Origin of the sequence: Coleofasciculus sp. F4-SAH-05 (genome assembly GCF_040222985.1) — a bacterium.
Classification (GTDB): domain Bacteria; phylum Cyanobacteriota; class Cyanobacteriia; order Cyanobacteriales; family Coleofasciculaceae; genus Coleofasciculus; species Coleofasciculus chthonoplastes.
Genome location: NZ_JAVKBY010000109.1, coordinates 1 through 18,619, shown reverse-complemented (window position 1 = coordinate 18,619; position 18,619 = coordinate 1). Strand labels below are relative to the sequence as shown.

The window sequence follows — 18,619 nt, the reverse complement described above, 5'->3', positions numbered from 1 at the left end:
ATTCCCAGCATCTTGCTCGCTACCCATTCCCAGCATCTTGCTCGCTACCCATTCCCAGCATCTTGCTCGCTACCCATTCCCAGCATCTTGCTCGCTACCCATTCCCAGCATCTTGCTCGCTACCCATTCCGAGCATCTTGCTCGCTACCCATTCCCAGCATCTTGCTCGCTACCCATTCCGAGCATTTTGCTCGCTACCCATTCCGAGCATCTTGCTCGCTACCCATTCCCAGCATCTTGCTCGCTACCCATTCCCAATTTAAATGCGTGATTGCTTAGTCGGCTACGTCTCTACACTCATCCCTCATGCTTTACCAAAAACTCTCGCATATACTGATTCACTAACTGTGACTGTTCCTGCTGTACCCAATGACTACAATTCTGGATGTAGCGGATTTGGAAATCTGACACATAATCCTTTGTATTATCGGTCAATTCCTTACCTAAAGCCGTATCATTTTCTCCCCAAATCATTAGAGTTGGAATTGGCAGAACATCCCACTGGCGCTGATTCCATAGTCCCGGAAAGACATTGCGGTAGTAGTTAAGCATAGCAGTCATAGCCCCCCGTTTTGCCGCCGCATCTTTATAGATGTTTAAGTCAGCTTCCCAAAAGGCACGTTTGTCAATTGCCATATCAATAAAACTCGATGCAATCAGTCGATAATCATCCCACTGAAACAGTAACTCTGGGAGTAACGGAAGTTGAAAGAAAAAGATATACCAACTTCGCAGGAGTTGTTGAGGATTACTGTGTAACGCCTCTGCAAAGTTGGCAGGATGAGGAATATTCATGACAATTAACTGATCCACCAGTTCAGGATAAGTATAGGCAACATACCAGGCAATCATCCCTCCCAAATCATGCCCAACTAAGATACAGCTTTCATAGCCCAATCCTTGAATAACTCCTTTAATATCATTAACTAACTCAGTAATCTGATAGGCTGATACATCTTTGGGTTTATCGCTGTCATTATAACCTCGTAAATCAAGGGCAACAACTTTATAATCCCTGGCAAATTCAGGGATTTGATGCCGCCAGGAGTACCAGAATTCAGGGAAACCATGCAGCATCAGCATGAGTTGCCCTTCCCCCTGGGTAATGTAGTGCAGTTTGACACCGTTAGTAATAATATAATCCTCTTGCCAGGAGTCAGTTATTGAAAACATGATGTTTACCTAATTGTAGTTCTCGACAGTTTGTAGTTGCGCTTTAGCGCTATAAACGCCCGCATCGCCATTTAAAAGTATAATAAAAACAAAAGCTTAAAGACTATCCAGATAAATTTAATCACTATAAATCATTGGAGTCAAAAATCATGGGATTACTGGATCACTTTCATCCACCGTTGAGTAATCGTCGTCACTGGCACGCTTTCCATAATGCTTGGGCAACCTATATCGCTTCTGATTTAAACCGTCAATTGCCAGAAGGATACTTTGCTGAACCCAATGTGCAATTTGGGATTGAAATTGATGTGGCAGCATTTGAAGAGATATCATTACTAACCAGTCGAGTATCCGAGAATATCATTCAACTACCAACAGCCTCGCAACAGGAATGGATACCTTCGCCACCCACGCAAACTGCTCCATTTTCTCCGACAACAGAGGCGGTGGAGGTGAGTATTTTCAATAGCGAAGCGGGTCCAACATTAATGGCAGCTATCGAGTTAGTGAGTCCCGGCAATAAAGATAGACCCGCGAATCGTAATACTTTTATCGCTAAGTGTCAAACCTACTTACAGCAAGGAATAGGATTAGTCATTGTGGATGTGGTGACGGGACTAAATGCGAATTTACATGAGGAATTATTACATCAGTTAGCAGTTAGAATAATGCCTCTAAATACACAACTGTACGCCGCCGCCTACCGGGTTGTGGAACGTCAGGGACAGCCGAGTTTGGACATTTGGCAGGAAACTTTGGCGGTAGCAAGTCCCCTGCCTGTAATGCCATTGTGGTTGCGCGGTGAACTCTGCTTACCTGTGGATTTGAATGGCACCTACCTGCGGACTTGTCGGGAACAGCGAATTGAAGTTAATACAGCTAAAATTGTGGAATAGGTTGTAGTGGACTGACACAGCTAAAATTGTAGGATAGATTTTGGCGATTTTCTGGGCGCACGGCGTGCGCCCCTACAATTCTAATCCACAAAATTAGGTGTGCCACGCCAGTAGGTTGGGTTTCGACTTCGCAAGGACTCAACAGAGTATAGGGCTAAAGTTCCCTTACTACAAGCCGCGCGATCGCGAAATGTCAATTAATTTCCTGTGGTCAGAGTTCTGTGCTAAATTAAACAAAAATATCACCTCATTATAATATGTCAATTAAGAAAGATAGCGTCGTTTTTATTGCCAGTGGTGCGACGGCTGGCGCTGGTGTTTCTGCCACAATCGGCACGATGGGATTAGTGGGCGGATTTGGTGGAGTGGCAATTGGTATGACTCCCGTAACAGCAGCAGGTGCGGTGGCGGGTGCGGCGACTTATGGTGCTTTTAAAGCAATCGAAAACAGGGATGCTTTGGCGTTTGGTGCGGTGGGAATTGGTGCTGTCGCTGGTGCTAAAGTCTCCTCAACAATTGGGGGTATGGGATTAGCTGGAAGCTTTGGCGCAGTGGGAATTGGTGCGGGTACAATGGTAGCAGCTGGGGGAGTGGTGGGATTGGGTGTTTATGGGTTGTATCAAGCCTGCAAACCCAAACCACAACCACGATATGGATTGTATGAAGCCTATAAACCCGAACCCAAACCACGAATGGTAGATGCCGTTGATGCTTTTGGGCGCATGGAAGATAAAATACTGGAAATGGAAGCTAACACCCAAGCTATGCTGGAGTTAGATCCAGTATTTGCCGAAAATCATTGGCATCAAACCTTTGCAAATCTAGACATTGAGGACGAGTTAAAATCGCTAAAGGCTCAACAGCAAAGAAAAGCTCAATCAACGGCTAATTCGGCATCAGGTCATCAATTTACTAATCATATCTCTACATCTGACGCAACCAAAAATCACTCCGTAAAATATACCCATTCGCCGCCCCCAAATCCTGCCTCAGACAAACAATCGGTTAATCTGGAAAATCAAGCCAAAATCCTTCACCATGAACCGCAACCGTGCCAAAATTGGAAATGTTTAAAAAGTCTCCTAGGACACCGAGCCAAGGTTACAGCAATCGCCATTAGTTCTGATGGACAAACCCTGGCGAGTGGTAGTGAAGATAAAACTGTTAGTCTCTGGAACTTGAGAACTGGAAAATTAAAGTTTACCTTCTTTGGACAAGAGAGAGAGGTTTTTGCTGTGGCGATTTGCCCCCAGGGAAAAATGCTAGTGGCTGGTGGCTTCGATAAGAAAATTACCCGTTGGCAGTTAGAGACTAAAGCACTACAACGTCTCTGTTTATACCCCAATTCTTCCTACAATCATTCGCGGTTTATTTCCTGCCTTACGTTTAGCCCAGATCAAACAATTCTGGCGAGTGCGAGTGGTGATCAAACAATCCGATTGTGGGATGGATACACCGGAGAATTTCAACGAACCCTCAATGGTCATTCAGACATTGTTTGGTCAGTTGCCATCAGTCCCGATAGCAAAACTCTAGTTAGTGGTAGTGCGGATCAAACGATTAGAATTTGGTCATTAAGCAATTATCAACAAACTCAGATTCTTACCGGACATTCTAAGTGGGTGACATCTGTGGCGATTAGTCCCGACGGCAAGAGTATGGCAAGTGGTAGCGCCGATGGTACGGTTAAATTATGGAATCTCACAACAGGAGAATTACGGCAAACGCTGGAGGGAAAATTAAAGGGAATCGTTACTGTGGCTATCAGTCCGGATGGACAATTTTTGGCAAGTGGTGACACCAATACTGTCCAGCTTTGGCACTTACACACCGGTCAATTCCTTGGTACTCTGGCTGGATGTAGTCCTGTGGTTTTCAGTCCCGATGGACAACTCTTAGTCAGTGGCGGTAAGGCGGGGAAAATTAAGATTTGGCAGAGGAATTAATGGGTGATAGATGGTTAAATTGGGCGCAAGCCTTGCGCCCCTACAATTCTAATTCACCATTTTAGGTGGGTCAGTAGGGTGCGTTAGCGTAGCGTAACGCACCATTTTAAAATCACCTAAAAGTTTTTACAAAGGACTACCAATTAGAGTAAAACCAGCCCAATAATAAGGATGAGATAAACTACTTTCTGGTGTATTCACTAAGCTTTTAGCAACGCTTATATCCCGACTTGTGCCAACTAACTGACTTGATTCAATTCGCACTTGAGAACGCAATAGGGCAAGTTGGGCTTGTCGCAGCGCTTCTGCTTTAATTGATACCGTTTCCTGGTTGAGTTGCTGATAAAATTCGGTCATTACTGCTAACGTCCCTAAATCATCAACTTTCCAGAGGCTGGCTAGGGCTGATTTTACTCCCGCTTGTACAGCTAATCCAGCAAATCCCATTTCTACCTGTTCATTCCCCACAGCGGTTTCACAAGCACTCAGGGTTAAGAGTTCTACCGTTGGCGGGGCGTACCATTGCATTTGTCGCAATTCGTTTAATCCGACTCGTTGCTGCCACAGTTGAATGTAGGGATTATAGTTGCGATCGCGCGGAAATGAGGCGTGGGTGGAAAGGTGTACAATATCAAAAGATGCCTCCTGGCGCTGAGTCTTTAAATTATCTAAGGTAAATTGGTCATTTAGCAATAATTTACCTTGTCCAACTTCGGCTAAAATTGTGGATAATTCAATCGGAACAGCGGGTAATGGAGAAAGGGTTGAATCCGGAAACTCTGAAGCACCCATGGCTAAGATAGTCGCGTTTTTTAAACTCTGGTAGCGGGTATCGGTTAGACTGACACTGGGGATTAAACCGACGCTATAGGTTTCGATCAGAAATTGCTGTCCATCGTGCAACGCCGCTAGGGGAATCGTGCGTAATCCCGCGTCCATTGAGAAAATCAGTGTATCAATATTTAAGGCGTCCAGTTCAGTGGCTAACGGCGCTACTAACCACTGGTAGAGTTTTTGAGAACTCGGTAAATAACTGTTACTGGTGTAATCATTGAGGGTGTGATAAAATTTTTTTACTTCCCGCCGTAAGGTTTGATGATTGGCTTGGGGAACCTGTTTAGAAATAGGGGAACCTTCGGGGGGAACGAGGACGAGTTGTAATCCATCGGGATGAGACAAAGCGTAAATTACCACAGCACGTTTTCCGGTTTGGGTTTCCATTGTTTGTAGCCTGTTTTGCAGGGAAGCGGTGGTGACTTTTTTCTGGGTAATATCTTCGCCTAAATAGGTTTCAAATTGCGCTTCTAATAATTGGTCAATTACGGTGACAATATCATCGCCGGGATTAGTTGACAGTTGGCGGGGAGAGTCTTGAACGTAGGGGACATTGAGTGATAGGATTTGTTGATTGGGAATTCTCCAGGTAAAGGTGTAGTTTCCGGTTTCAGCATCTTGATTGATTTGAGGATTGACATCGAGAGTATCACCAATAAGATAGGCGAGAGATTCCAGGGGATTGGTTTGCGATGGAGTCTCTGGAGTTAATTCAGAATTCAAACTAGAGGGGGATGGAGAAGCAGGTGTTAATAGAGGAGTAAGATTAGGTTCGGCTAGAAGGGGATTGGGATCAGGTGGCGGGGGTGAAGCTGGAGAAACTGATATAATCTGAATGCGATCGCGGTCTTGTTTGTGAGTATGTAGATAGGTTTGTGTGGGTATAATCTGGCTTTCAGGATTATCGTTTCCTCGCGATATCGCGCCTTGAGTACCATTGATATCAGCGTTACCGACAATAAAGGGGGTAATTCCCTCGCCGCCATGACGAATAAAAATTGATCCGCCGTCAGCCACCCCAGCCGTAGAAATACTTGTCTGATTTCCATTTTGATCCAGGAATGTATCCGTGGCTTGGAAAAATTGTCCTGTGGTAATGTCAACCGCGCCACCATTACCGTTACCTAAACTTTGGCTATCAATTTGACTAACGGTAATGTTACTGGGTGCTTCAAGCGTAATCATACCACCATTATTGAATGATGAGGTATTCAGATGATGGGTGGCGATACTTCGTTGATGGCTGGTGAGGCTAATCCCGCCCGGTGAGGTAATATCTTCCGTCAGAATCCTGTTTAATGTAGTGATATCGATACCTGATGGATGAGTTGTGGTAATCGTACCTTGAACCTGTAGGTTATTTAAGGGGGTTAAATGACCCACGCGATCGTTAAATTGCACAAGTCCTTGCTCTGAAGTTAGAGTTAAATTATAGTCACCGTTGACGATATCATCAAAGATAATATCACCCTGGTCTGATGTGGTCAAGGCGACATTATCCACTAAGGTGACAGGCGCATTCAAGGTAATGTTATTTTGGTTGGTTTGAATATCTCCGCCAATTTTAATATTACTATTTGCACTTAGGTCAATTGTGCCTCCCATTTCCACAAATGATAAAGCATTCATTTCGCCAACAGTAATTCTATTCGCCGCATCAATGGTGATATTACCACCTAAACCTTCTCCAGATGCCGTAATTAATGCCCCACTGCTGGTATTAATATTTGCCTCGGTACTTGTGATACTAATATCGCCGCTATCACCACTAAAGCCACTTAAAAAGACGGTAATTGTCCCCGTATCAATATTACCAGGAGCAAGCAGATTAATATCACCACCTTTTATACCACCTGGAGCGCTAATGATGCCGCCAGTTGTATCAATAATACCCCCACTGGTTAGGGTAATATCTCCAGCATCCATAAACCCATGGGAATTGATTGTTTTACCGCCAGTGATAATATCGCCATTTGGCGCATTAAGTATAATTGCACCGCCTGATCCTGAGGATGAAGATGAATCCAGAACATGGGTGGGTAACTGAGTTATAGGTTTTAATAAATCAGCGAGTTCTGGATAATCATTAATCGGTACTAAATCAACCAAGTTGGATACTTCAGACAAATCAGAATTCAGGGCATTAATAGAACCATTAGTAACGGTTAGATTAATTGTCCCACTACCAATTTTACCTGAAGAAATCAGGTCGCCTGTTATCAGGTTATTTCGAGCGGTAAACCTAATGTCATTACCTGTACCATTGAAAGAAAGTGAAGCAATATTACCAGTATTGATGCTGCCATTGGGGGCATTAATAGTTACTTTACCACTCGTTCCACTGAAAACAGCCGAGCCAAGGCTACCGCTTGAAATATTACCCTGCTCACTTGCCAGTGTGACGTTACCCGTATTACTCAATCCGGACAAAGAGGCAATAGTGCCTAAAATTTCAATATTACCTGTCGCTTGGACTGTAATCTCACCGCCATTTCCCACAAGACTTAATGAAGAGATACTACTATTCTGTTCCGTGGCTGTAATTTTAATATCACCCATGTTAGCGGTTAGGTTAATGTTTCCAGCATGACCAACACCTTCAGTGGTACTATTTATGTCGCCAAACACTTCAATGTTACCATTATTCGCGGTGAGGTTAATATCGCCACCATTTCCAAAATGGGGTACTCCTGTCGCTTGGGATTCAAGTTTACCTGTACGGATGTTGCCATTATTAGCTAGGAGGGTAATTGTGCCACTATCTCCTATCATTGCTCTTCCCCTAGAGCGAAGAACACCGGTGTTAATATTACCGCCATCGGTGACAATCGTGATATTGCCACCATGGGTGAACAGAGAATTGCTGAAGTTTACTGTACTAATACTGCCTACTTCAACATTGACTCCGGTAATCGTAATCGCCCCTCCTCCTGTACTGATAGTATCTCCCGGATTCATCGAAAAATCACCAACACCATTGCCATCGGCATCCGCCCTAAATGTGATGGTTTTACTATAACCTGTATTCAGATCTAAGTTGTCACTGGTTAGATTTTCAATGGTAATATCATTCGTTGCTTCTAAGGTGACATTACCAGATAAGCTTTCTAGTTTTCCTCTAGAAATGGTGAAGTCATCTATCAAACTGTCTGAAAAGAGAATTACTGCCAAAGGCGTTAAACCAATGGTTGTTGCTAAATCCAATTCCTGTAGCTGTTGTGGCGGTAAAATCTGCGGGGACGTTTAATTGGGCGTTACTGCCAAAGATAATACCGGCTGGGTTGATTAGGAATAAGTTGGCGTTACTTCCGGTAACTTGAATTAAGCCGTTAATGATGGAGGGATTGTTGCTAGTAACTCGACTGAGGATATTCTGAATGTTGGGGGAGGAGAGGAAGTTGGCAATTTGATCAGAGTTGAGTCCAAATTCCTGAAAACTGTGGAAGAGATTGGTGTTGTCGGGGGATAAAGTGCCACCCGTGATGTCGAAGCGATCGCCTGTGGGGTTGACGACGGTTCCGGTGTTGTCGTTGGCGGGGATTATGGGTTGGGCGAGGGTAGGGGGAAAGGGGTTTAGGGTTAAGAGGGCGAGGAGAATTGTTGGGGGGAGAAAATGGGGTTTCATGATTTTTGATTGAGTAGCTATTAATTAATGTTGATTTAACGCAGAGGTACGCAGAGGTAAGCGCAGAGGTACGCAGAGGGGTTGGAGGTGGAGGAGGGCGGGTTTAGTTCAGGGATTGGTTGTTGGGAAAGGGTATCGGTAAAATCCACCCCTATCGGTTTAATTGGTGTTCAATGTCCTGAATTTGTTGGGAATAGCCGAGGGTTTGATAGCCTTGGAGGGCGAGGGTAAACCAGTGTTTGGCTTGGTTGGGATTACCGAGTGCGGTTTCGATGCGCCCTAGGTGATATTGGGCGTGGGTTTTCTCCTCAATGTCGTTGGGTTGGGCGAGTTCGATCGCTTTTTTGTAGTAAGGTTTAGCTTGGGGGAGAAGGGCGAGGTGATAGAAGTAGCGATCGCCTATTTTACGATAGATGGCTGCACTCTCTACTCCGTCGGCGATCAGGGAGTCTAGGGTGGCGATCGCTTGAGTATGAAGTTGATGTTTACTATAGAGGGTGGCTAAGGCTAGGGCTTTGGCGGTTGGATTCCAGGGTTGTTGGCTGATTTGGGCGGCTTGAGTGCGAATTTGTTGGGCTTGTTGGGCGTCGAGTCGGCTGAAATTTAGTCCGCCGGGTAGGGGGGGTTCATCAAGTGAGGATTCCCCGGTGTCGGCTTCAATAATTAGCAGATAATCACCACCGGGTTGCAGGGGGGGTTCTCCAGGATAGAGGATTTGGGTATCGCTAACTTGGGTTGTCCACTCGATTCCCTCCCCTTCGAGAGTGACGGTATAGTGTTGGGCTTGCGGTATGGAATTCCAGCGTAGCAGGGGTTTATCGGTGATAATTGCGGTGCGCCGAGGACTGATAATGTAAGGAATATGATTGTTCCAAGCGGCGATATCGCCACGATGGGGACATTTATAAGTGCCAGGGCTACATTCGCTTTGTTCGGTAGCGGCGGGACAACGATTGCGGAGATTATTTCCGGGAGATATCGTTTGGATGGATAAGTCCGCACATTGCATAATTATTTGTGCTTCCTTGGCGATCAATAACTGATCATTTGGATAAATATCCGTGCCAATTTCCGGTTCAATTCTACGTCCAGTCCGCTGAATTTGCACGTCACCGGTTATCTGGAGAATTTGTCCATTGGCAAGGGGTTGGGATGTCGGGCGTAAGGCAGAGAGAATGGGATAAGTCGTAACAAATTGCTCATTGTCTTGATGCCGTACTAATTTTTCCTTGCTCCCGCCTCTGACACTATCAACCCAATTAGTCCGATTGACAGGTTCATCCCGATAAACAGCCCCGACACCCGAATAATTACCGCCAAATAGGAGTAATAGAGAACTTAACAGAAAACTTATGGAAGTCGCTATTGACCAGTTCATACAATACTTATACTCCTTTAACCTTGTGTCAGTGTTTAGATGGTTCGGATGACCATGAAGATAATTTATACTCCTTCCCGTCTAGGGGGTTAGATTCGAGCAACGCATCATGATAAACTCTAAGATGCTGCTCAGGAGATTGAGAAACCTTGCGGTTGGCTCTCAAACGATCAAACTTGATAGTTGTTTAAGATTCAGATAGCAAAATGTTTGAGTGAATATGACCTATGCCTAATTTATGCATTGCTTTTTATTAGGCATTAATTTTCTCGTTGCGAAAAAGCATCATTATCAATGAATGACTGAAACTTGCACTATTTTCAGTCAGCCCTAGCATCCGCATTGATAGTTTGCACCCAAGACAGATTAAAGCTAAACCTGACTGTTGAGAATATTTTTTATCTGTAACAGAAGAGGGGAATCTTTCTAGTTCTATTTAAACCGCTGCGAGTATCATTGTCAAGTTTAATTACAAGATATAGATATATTCTGGATAGTCCGCTTGCAGAAACTGCACAATGAGCTGAAACAGTCTATAAGTAGGTAGGGACATTAAACTAGGACGAGCTAGCAGAATTTTAGACATCAGCAATACTATTCCACTCCTTTTTTTGGCTAAGTACCTGGACATAAATTCTGTACCCTGTACTAAGAAGTGTTAGCAAGCCTCAAACCCTTACTGTTCCCTGTTCCACACCGAGCGAAGCCGAGGTGTTCCCTAATCTCAACCGTTTAGTTTAATTTTGTCCGACTACTTACCAAGTTTTCTCTGGCTAAGGCAATACACTTATCTTGTTCGGGGACATTATAATCTGAGTAGCGAAGTGTATTTTCCCAAGCCAGTACTGCATCTTGATTGTTCCCTTTCGTATCTAACACTTGGGCTAATAGACAATAGGCATGAGGGCTATCGGGTTGAAGCGCGATCGCACCGCGTAAATCGGCTTCAGCTTCCTCCAACCGTTGTTGTTCCCATCGTACCCAACCTCGATTCTTCAAACAGGCGGCTTTCACTTCATCATAGTCGCTATGCTTTAAGCAATCCCAGGTTTGTTTCAGTGCAGATTGTAGATTATGCTGCTGCAATTGCAAGCGAGCCAGTTCCGGGTAAGCATCAGGAAGTCCTCGCAGGGCGGCTTGTTTAAACTGTTCTTCCGCACAGTCTGTATCATCAAGACTTTCATTGCATAACCACCCTAAATTGTAGTGTGGTTGTGCATAATTATGATTCAGTAAAGTGGCGATAGTATAGTAACGTTTTGCTATTAATAATTGCCCATTTTTGTGGTTTTTTAGTCCCAGTTCATTCGCCCAAACTGCCAGTTGAGAGCCGAAGGACAGGTAACTGCTAATCGCTGCCACTAAAACAATTACCACCCATTTTGATAAACTGATTAAAGTAATTGTATAACCTTGGCGATCTGGCAAAACCAACGGCTTCCAATTAGGTGGAATTACAGCAGGATACGGCAGGAAATCCAGTTCTGAAGCTGCCAAATCCGAGACTTAAGACGACTATTTTACTCATGGCTGCTTTTTATTGATTATTGAGTTAGGGAACAGGTAGGGGTAAAGAGAATAGAGTAGAGGGAATAAGTCTACTGATTAGCAGACGCATTAGCTCAAATATTACTATGATTTTGGTGAGTCAGTTATTAAGATTTTTGAATAATTAAGCCCTGAAAGAAAATACTCTATTCTTCAATAACGCTTCGCCAGCGATAACGCTATTTGATATAACCCCAATGTAGGGTGCGTTACTTCCCGTAACGCACCATTGCTTAAGACGTGAGTGCCATATTTGCCTGAAGCTAGTGATATTCACCTTCAAGATTTTAGTCAGACGTTCAACGATGATGACAAAGACAGGGTAACTACGACAGTCAAAGTGTAAATGATTCGGTAACACTGATACTATTCAGCGCTACTTGCAGACCAAAATTGGTTCCGGGTTCAACTCGAAATTGTCTGAGTTGAATCCAGAGATCTAACCCTCTCGATTGTACGACTTGCAGCCTATCCCCGGAGTCGGCAAGTAATGCCAGTGTAAGATTACTCGGCAAATAGCGATCGCCACCTGTGGGATGAACTTGAACGAAAACATTAACCTTGCGATCGCGTTCTTGGGTAAGTGCCATTACTAAGGCGAGGCGTTGAGTTCCCAAATCCATTGCCAAATCGATTAACTTGGCTCGCATAACATCTGCATCTGGAAAGAGTTTTACGCCAGTCTCAAATCGACGAAGTGCGGGGACATTTCGCTGTTGAAGCGACTGCTCACTATCAGCTACCCATAAGTCTTCAATCTGTTGCCAACCCGCCGCAAAGTGATTGGCAAACCACTGATTAATATTAACGATAGGGTGAGCTAATTGGTCAAGATACTCTAATAAAGCATCAAGCGGTTGCAACTGCGTCAATACTACCTGACCTGTACCAGCCGTTTTCGTGAATCCCAACAGTTTTGACTCTTTTCGTTTGGGATCAATAGCCACAAAAATATAGCCAATTCGTTCCTGCCATACTTCGGGCGGAATCGAGCAAAATTCCGGAATCCAGTGATTGCTTTCAGAGGCTGAATCATTCTCGAATACTTTCACCGGGCGACATTCTAATGTCCCTAATCCTTTGACCTTCAAATCTGCCACATCTGCCCCTAAGCAAACCACGGGATTGCCAAGATCACTAGATTGAATGTCAGTGTCTATCTCCATAAGTTCCAAATAATCATGGACTGCCAAAACTGCCAACGTATTCAAATAAACTTGTTCCGCTTTTGCTGGCGTCGGTTGTTTCTCGGCAAACCTTTGTGCCATCTGGATTATCTTGGGCATAATGGGCATCGGCAAAGCGTTATTTAACAGTAATTCTACGCTAGTCATCATTCACTCCTTTACAATCCTATTATTGTTATGCCATCAATTAATTATTGTCTATAAATATCCTTGATATTCACCAAATTTCCGTAATTTAGGCACACAATGACGTTGGTAAAACGTTGCCAACGTGGAAATCCTACAATTAAACTCTGCTTCCAGTTTGACCCATTCAGTCTCTGGTGGTAAGCGACGTAAGATTAAAACTTGACAGGTGATATCGGGACGTCCTTTAATATGAGAGCTGGATAATTCCCCATCTGGATCAGATTCTGCCCACTGTTGGGTTTCTTCCAGAATCGGCGGAATATTGGCGTGGGTATCCGGCAAATTATCAATCGGATCGGTTTGATTCTCCCAGCCTGGTGGCGGTTGAGATTGATGGCGTTTTATGTCTTGCCATCGTTTTAAGCGCAAATCATTTAGTCGTTGTTTGATATAGGCATCCAACCACGTTGTCACAGTGGCTCTTGCTGGATCATAGTTCTCAATCTTGCGGCACAAATACAACCAAGTTTGTTGTAGTGCTTCTTCATAATCAGGGGTATTCTCCCGCCAGAGTTTCCCCGATTGTGCGATCGCGCGAATGAGTTGATCCAAGCTACGACGCCGTTGTAGACTGCGCCGGGGGTACTGGCAGGTTTGAGCGACAAGCTGACTTAGTTGTTGATCGATGTCCGCATCCATGAAATTACCTTAACTCTTACTCCTATTGGTTTTGGGGTGGGTTGTTACCCCGTCATCGTCGGTTACACTGATCCTTCATAGTCGTGCCCATTGAGTCTTGCACTCAGTTATCGGCGCAAATTTAGAGTTTTTCGCAACATCCAAAAATTTTTTTTCGACTCATCCAACCTGACATTGTTATATAGGCACGGCAGTGCCGTGCCCCTACGGAACCCGGTTTGTTCAACGATATTTTCAACCCTCTGGGGTTTTATGTAAAGCTTTGTAACAAATTTTCCCCAATTGCGAAACTTTGGTGAATGTCGCCGATATCTCAACAGAGATTGGTCAAGTTCATCAGATGCAACACAGATTTGATGCTAACAGAATGCATCTGTGTCAGGGAAATCAGTAAGTTTATCAACTTAATTGGGTAAACATTCAGAAGGTGCGATCGCATCTATCTCGTACTGCAAATTATTAGCCGTTCAACTTCACAAGGAGAAAAAAATGTCAGTTCAAAAAATTTATTCCATTCTACGCAGAACAGTCACTTTAAGTGTATTATCACGTACAATTGCTATGGCTACTGGAGCCGCCCTGATTAGTGTAGGTTGCCTCATGCCCGAAGATTCATCTGCTGCTGTTATCACAGCTACAGCTCAGGGAGATGAAAATCCTGCCATCATCAATGGTGAAAGTTTACAAAATGGGGATTTTTTAATAACATTTAATTATTTTAAAACCTTGGGTGATGGTCAGGACGAATTTACCAACTGGAATTTTGATTTCAACAGCGATCCCAATCTTCAAGCATTCATTAATGCAATTGCTCAAGAACCTTTAACGTCAGCCAATTTAACGTTAACGTTGTCACCACAACCGGGGTTTTCCACAGACGGAACAGGACTTACTGGTGTCAAGTATCTAAGTAATCTTACTAACGTACCTGGTATACCTGGTGTAGGAGAAACCGGCACTGTAGTCCTGGATTTACTCAACGATTATGGGTTTACTTCTACAGAAATTATTGGAGCTTTCAATTCCGGAGATGCCAATGTCATCCCTTGGAATTACGCAGAGGACGCTATCATCTCTTTTGCTCAACTAGAGTTAGAAGCTGAAGCACAGTCTGTTCCCGAGCCTTTAACTATGCTTGGTTCAGCAACAGCTCTAGGTTTTGGTGCTTTGTTCAAGCGGCAACATTCAAGAAAGCAGAAGAAAAGCTGACTCATAATTCTAATTCCGTCTTAGCTAACCCAATTAGATCCCCGACTTCTTCAAGAAGTCGGGGATCTGGTAGGGAGTAATAGGAAAATAAGGAGAGTTAATCCTCCATCTGTTTATATTCAGTGATATCGACGCTACAGCCAATCAACCGATAAGGCTTATCCTGATCATCTTGTACCGCAATGCCACGGGAAAGAAACCAGCGAATCGTGCCATCTTTTTGCACCATCCGGTGTTCCATGCCATAGTGAGTCGTTGACCCCTCTAAATGAGCATTGATTTCATTTTCAACCTGTTGGCAATCATCGGGATGAATCAGGTCTAACCAAGCCGCTTTACTATTCGCAATCTCATTATCCTCATAGCGCAGCATGGTTTTCAAATTGGACGCCAGGTAGAATTCATCAGTCTCCAGATTCCAATCCCAAATTCCCACATTCCCGGCTTTAAGAGCGATCGCTTGGCGTTCCTCACGGCTGCGAAGATTGGCAACCATTTGCTCCTGTTTCGCCAATTGTTCTTGTAGCAAGGTATTGGCTTGAGACAGTTGAGCGGTTCGTTCCTGATCCCGTTTGGCTGAGGCGGTTTCTAGCTGCTTGCGCTGGCTAATATCTCGCTCGATCGCCATCCAGTGGGTATATTCCCCATTCTCATCAACCACGGGGACAATATTTAGTTCCACCCAAAACTCAGAACCATCTTTGCGATAGTTGATTAACTCCGCCCGCACGGGTTCCCATCGACATAGGGTATCGCGAATTTTATCCGCTTGGACGCGATCGGTTTTGGGACCTTGTAAGAATCGCGGTGTTTTGCCAATCACTTCCTCCGAACTGTACCCTGTCATCCGGGTAAAGCCCTGGTTGACATACACGATCCGAGGACCCGGTTTGTCAATGGGGTGGGCTTCAGTAATCACGATCGCGTCATTGGCATTGAATACCGCCGACTCTAATAAGCGCAACCGTTCCTCGGCTTGTTTGCGTTTGGTAATATCACGAACAAAACTCAGTGACACTAAGCGATCGCGATATTCAATCACTCGCGAACTAATTTCTACCTGTACTTGAGAACCATCTTTACGCCGCAAGGCGTGTTCAAAGATAATACTCCCCGTTGCTTGCATCCGTTGACTGATGGTGCGTTGGCGATCCTCACCAATCGGCACATCTATATCACGAGTCTTCAGATTTAGCAGTTCTTTGCGAGTATATCCTAGTCGTCTAGAGGCATTCTGATTCGCATCTAAAATGCGACTGGTGGATAGGTCAATAATGAAGATGGAATCATTGGCGTATTCAAATAAGTGACGGTAATTCGCTTCCGATTCCCGCAGCGATTCTTCCACTCGTTTGCGTTCGGTAATGTCTCTCGCCGTACATATTACCGCTTCCACGCTATTGTGACTCCCCAGAATCGGACTTAGGATGTACTCGTAATGACGCACACCCCCAAGGGTTGGGTAACTCATTTCATCGGTCAAAGGGCGTCGCGTGGCAAAGACGACTTCCCGTTGGTTATTAAATAGTTCGAGTCCCTCAGGCGGTAGGTTTAACTGCTGTACTGTTTTGCCCAAAATTTCCGCTTGGGACAAGCCAAACAGTTGCGCGATCGCCAGATTGACGTAGGTAAATCGTCCCATGCGATCCAAGACACAGATGGGATCAGGAGACGCCGAGAGAACTTGGTCAAAGATTCGCGCTTGCTGCTGAATCCGCGTCGTCAGTTCCCGCAGTTCTGACTCATCCTGTTCCTGGGCAATGATCGGATAATTCAGATCCAGTTGGGCGACTTGGCTAGGAGTGTTCCAGGCTTGATCCGTATCCCCAATTTGATGATCATTAATCGTTCCCGTCACCAATGTGCCAGGGATGGCTTGCTGAACCGCTTGATAGCTTTGATTCGTTGTCTGAGTTTCTTGTGTAAGTTGATTAAGCTGTTCTTTTAACTGCTTGTATTTTTTGTCTAATGTAGTGAGTTGTTCCTGAAGTTCCTCAATCGTGGTTGAGTGCGATTCCTCAAGGGGGAAACCAAATGCCTGCTTGAGTGCCTCAATTACGACCGCCGTCCGATCCCGACCTGATGCTTCAGCCCGAGACCGAATTTCCTGACTTAGTTGTTCTGGAAGTCTAAACGTCGCTATTTTACTGACCATTTTTTAGTCGATTTAAATTATCGAGTTTACCGTTGTACAAGGGCGGGACGCTGAATCTCTACTGCTGATTGAGAAATCTTCGCGTTAGCTGATTGTACAAATGTTGTGGGTTAAACTCCTCAAAATCCCAAAACCGCTTTTTATTTTGATTCGGAGTGGTCGAGCTAACCAGGATTGCCCATTTTTTCCACTATAGCCGTTCTCGGCATCTGTGGTATTACAGTATTACACTATTACCTACCAGAGTTGATCAATCTCCAAGTTGACTGAGACGATACACCCTGAAAGGATTGGCGAGGGTAGATGCTTTCCCTACTGTTCTAAAAAAACAGGACTTACGCTTTTGTGCTACCGATATCCTGTTTGGCTTGTATACAGGATTCATCGTTAACCCTCTACGTGAGGTTGTGCGTAAGTCCTGAGAATGGGTTTCGGTGCTCTTGTTCAATTTTCTTTCCTCCGTCTATTAAGATGCCTCAGCAATATGTCTTAAATCTTTACGTGGATTAGCGTAATGATTCGTCACAATTTTTGGCTGAACCTTGTCAACCGACCACGAAAAACGCCCGCGTTGGGCGCTTATCTAGGGTGCATTTACTATATCTTAGTTTAGTCGATGAGGGGTATTACCCCCCACCCCATTAGTAAAACAACACATAGTTATTAAGGTTGGGTGTGGAGAAGATAGGGGAGATGGGGGAGATAGGGAAGATGGGGGAGATGAGGGAGATGGGGAAGATGGGGAATTGTAGGGGCGGGTTTCACTACTATCTCTTCGGTTGCACCCAGATACAACTAAACCCGCCCCGATACGCAGGTTTCGTGATTTCCCGTGAAAAGTTAGGTCAAAACATCAAGAGGGTGGCAATTCCAGTGCGATCGCGCCCAGTAGTCCTTTGCGAAAATCATTCAATAACTGTCGTGCAGCACGCTCTTGATTTCCTTGGTAGCGTGTCTGTGCCAAGTCCTGTAAGTAGGATTCACCTGTGATCCCCGTTGGGTCTACATCATAACGGTTGTGTAAGGAAGACGTGGAAGTGCGATCGGCTGTAGCAAAATCCGGCAATCGTTTTAGCAAATCTACAAACCCAGAAGCAACCCGCTGATTATCGTAAGACGCCTCACCAATGTCATCACAGATGGCTAATTTTAGAGCATCCTCTTGATTTTGTAGCTTGGCGGGGATAACACCGGGCGCATCCAATAGTTCAATCTGATCGCTAATCCGCACCCAACGCAATTGACGAGTAACACCGGGACGACGGGCGCTGTCCACCACACGCCGCCCCAAAAGTCGATTAATCAGAGCCGATTTTCCCACATTGGGAAAACCAATCACTACCGCACGAACCGGACGAGGCTGCATCCCGCGATTTTTGCGCCGTTGATTCATCTGGACTCCGGTTTGCTGGGCGGCTTGGGCTACCTCTCGAATCCCTTTCCCCTGCTGGGCATTTGTCCAGTAAGGTGTTTCCCCTTGTGCTTCAAACCAGGATGTCCACAACTGCTGCATCTTGGGTGTAATCAGATCCATGCGGTTGATCACTAAGATTCGGCTTTTATTCCCCACCCACTCAGCAGTTTGCGGATGATGAGTGGTAAGAGGAATCCGCGCATCCCGGACTTCCAGCACAACATCCACTCGTTTGAGCTGTTCCTTGAGTTGCCGTTCAGCTTTAGCAATATGTCCGGGATACCATTGAATGGTCATTGGTCATTGGTCATTGGTCATTGGTCATTGGTCATTGGTCATTGGTCATTGGTCATTGGTCATTGGTCATTGGTCATTGGTCATTGGTCATTGGTCATTGGTCATTGGTCATTGGTCATTGGTCATTGG

General features: G+C 44.8%; 11 protein-coding genes and 1 pseudogene. 3 read left to right on the top strand and 9 right to left on the bottom strand.

Features of this window, described 5'->3' with window-relative positions:
* Window positions 1–297: 297 nt before the first annotated feature.
* The gene (locus RIG27_RS13745) at window positions 298–1,173 is read right to left on the bottom strand and encodes an alpha/beta fold hydrolase (RefSeq protein ID WP_446345960.1); all 876 of its coding nucleotides are present in this window, start codon (window positions 1,171–1,173) and stop codon (window positions 298–300) included.
* Window positions 1,174–1,322: 149 nt separating this feature from the next.
* Between RIG27_RS13745 and RIG27_RS13740 the strand changes: the two genes are divergently transcribed.
* Together RIG27_RS13740 and RIG27_RS13735 are read left to right on the top strand one after the other, a co-directional pair.
* Window positions 1,323–2,069 carry a DUF4058 family protein gene (locus RIG27_RS13740; protein ID WP_446345958.1) on the top strand — a complete coding sequence of 249 codons (747 nt, stop codon included), beginning with the start codon at window positions 1,323–1,325 and terminating at the stop codon, window positions 2,067–2,069.
* Between the two features lie 257 nt (window positions 2,070–2,326).
* Entirely contained in the window at window positions 2,327–4,015 is a 1,689-nt protein-coding gene (locus RIG27_RS13735; RefSeq protein ID WP_446345956.1) for a hypothetical protein, read from the top strand.
* Between the two features lie 126 nt (window positions 4,016–4,141).
* On the opposite strand, the gene RIG27_RS13730 is transcribed toward RIG27_RS13735, so the two are convergent.
* The 6 genes and pseudogenes from RIG27_RS13730 to RIG27_RS13705 all read right to left on the bottom strand — a co-directional run bounded on the left by RIG27_RS13730 (window position 4,142) and on the right by RIG27_RS13705 (window position 13,415).
* Window positions 4,142–5,236, bottom strand: coding sequence for a CHAT domain-containing protein (locus RIG27_RS13730; protein WP_446345962.1), 1,095 nt, complete (start codon window positions 5,234–5,236; stop codon window positions 4,142–4,144).
* A 2,773-nt stretch (window positions 5,237–8,009) separates the two neighbouring features.
* Window positions 8,010–8,474 (bottom strand): annotated as a pseudogene (locus RIG27_RS13725) (two-partner secretion domain-containing protein); the annotation flags it as partial.
* 151 nt (window positions 8,475–8,625) lie between these two features.
* Window positions 8,626–9,852, bottom strand: a complete 1,227-nt coding sequence (locus tag RIG27_RS13720) for a tetratricopeptide repeat protein (RefSeq protein ID WP_446345954.1) — start codon at window positions 9,850–9,852, stop codon at window positions 8,626–8,628.
* A gap of 732 nt (window positions 9,853–10,584) precedes the next feature.
* A complete protein-coding gene (locus RIG27_RS13715) occupies window positions 10,585–11,349 on the bottom strand; it encodes a tetratricopeptide repeat protein (RefSeq protein WP_446345952.1) in 765 nt (254 codons plus the stop codon).
* 386 nt (window positions 11,350–11,735) lie between these two features.
* Entirely contained in the window at window positions 11,736–12,737 is a 1,002-nt protein-coding gene (locus RIG27_RS13710; RefSeq protein WP_446345950.1) for a DUF1822 family protein, read from the bottom strand.
* A gap of 48 nt (window positions 12,738–12,785) precedes the next feature.
* Window positions 12,786–13,415 (bottom strand): sigma factor, encoded by a 630-nt coding sequence (locus tag RIG27_RS13705; protein WP_446345948.1) that lies wholly within the window; start codon window positions 13,413–13,415, stop codon window positions 12,786–12,788.
* A gap of 489 nt (window positions 13,416–13,904) precedes the next feature.
* Between RIG27_RS13705 and RIG27_RS13700 the strand changes: the two genes are divergently transcribed.
* A complete protein-coding gene (locus RIG27_RS13700; RefSeq protein WP_446345946.1) occupies window positions 13,905–14,624 on the top strand; it encodes a PEP-CTERM sorting domain-containing protein in 720 nt (239 codons plus the stop codon).
* 97 nt (window positions 14,625–14,721) lie between these two features.
* Here RIG27_RS13700 and RIG27_RS13695 read toward each other — a convergent pair whose 3' ends face one another.
* On the bottom strand, window positions 14,722–16,779 hold the full coding sequence (locus tag RIG27_RS13695) for a PAS domain S-box protein (protein ID WP_446345944.1): 2,058 nt from the start codon (window positions 16,777–16,779) through the stop codon (window positions 14,722–14,724).
* Between the two features lie 853 nt (window positions 16,780–17,632).
* Entirely contained in the window at window positions 17,633–18,490 is an 858-nt protein-coding gene (gene ylqF, locus RIG27_RS13690) for a ribosome biogenesis GTPase YlqF (protein ID WP_446345942.1), read from the bottom strand.
* Between the last annotated feature and the right edge of the window lie 129 nt (window positions 18,491–18,619).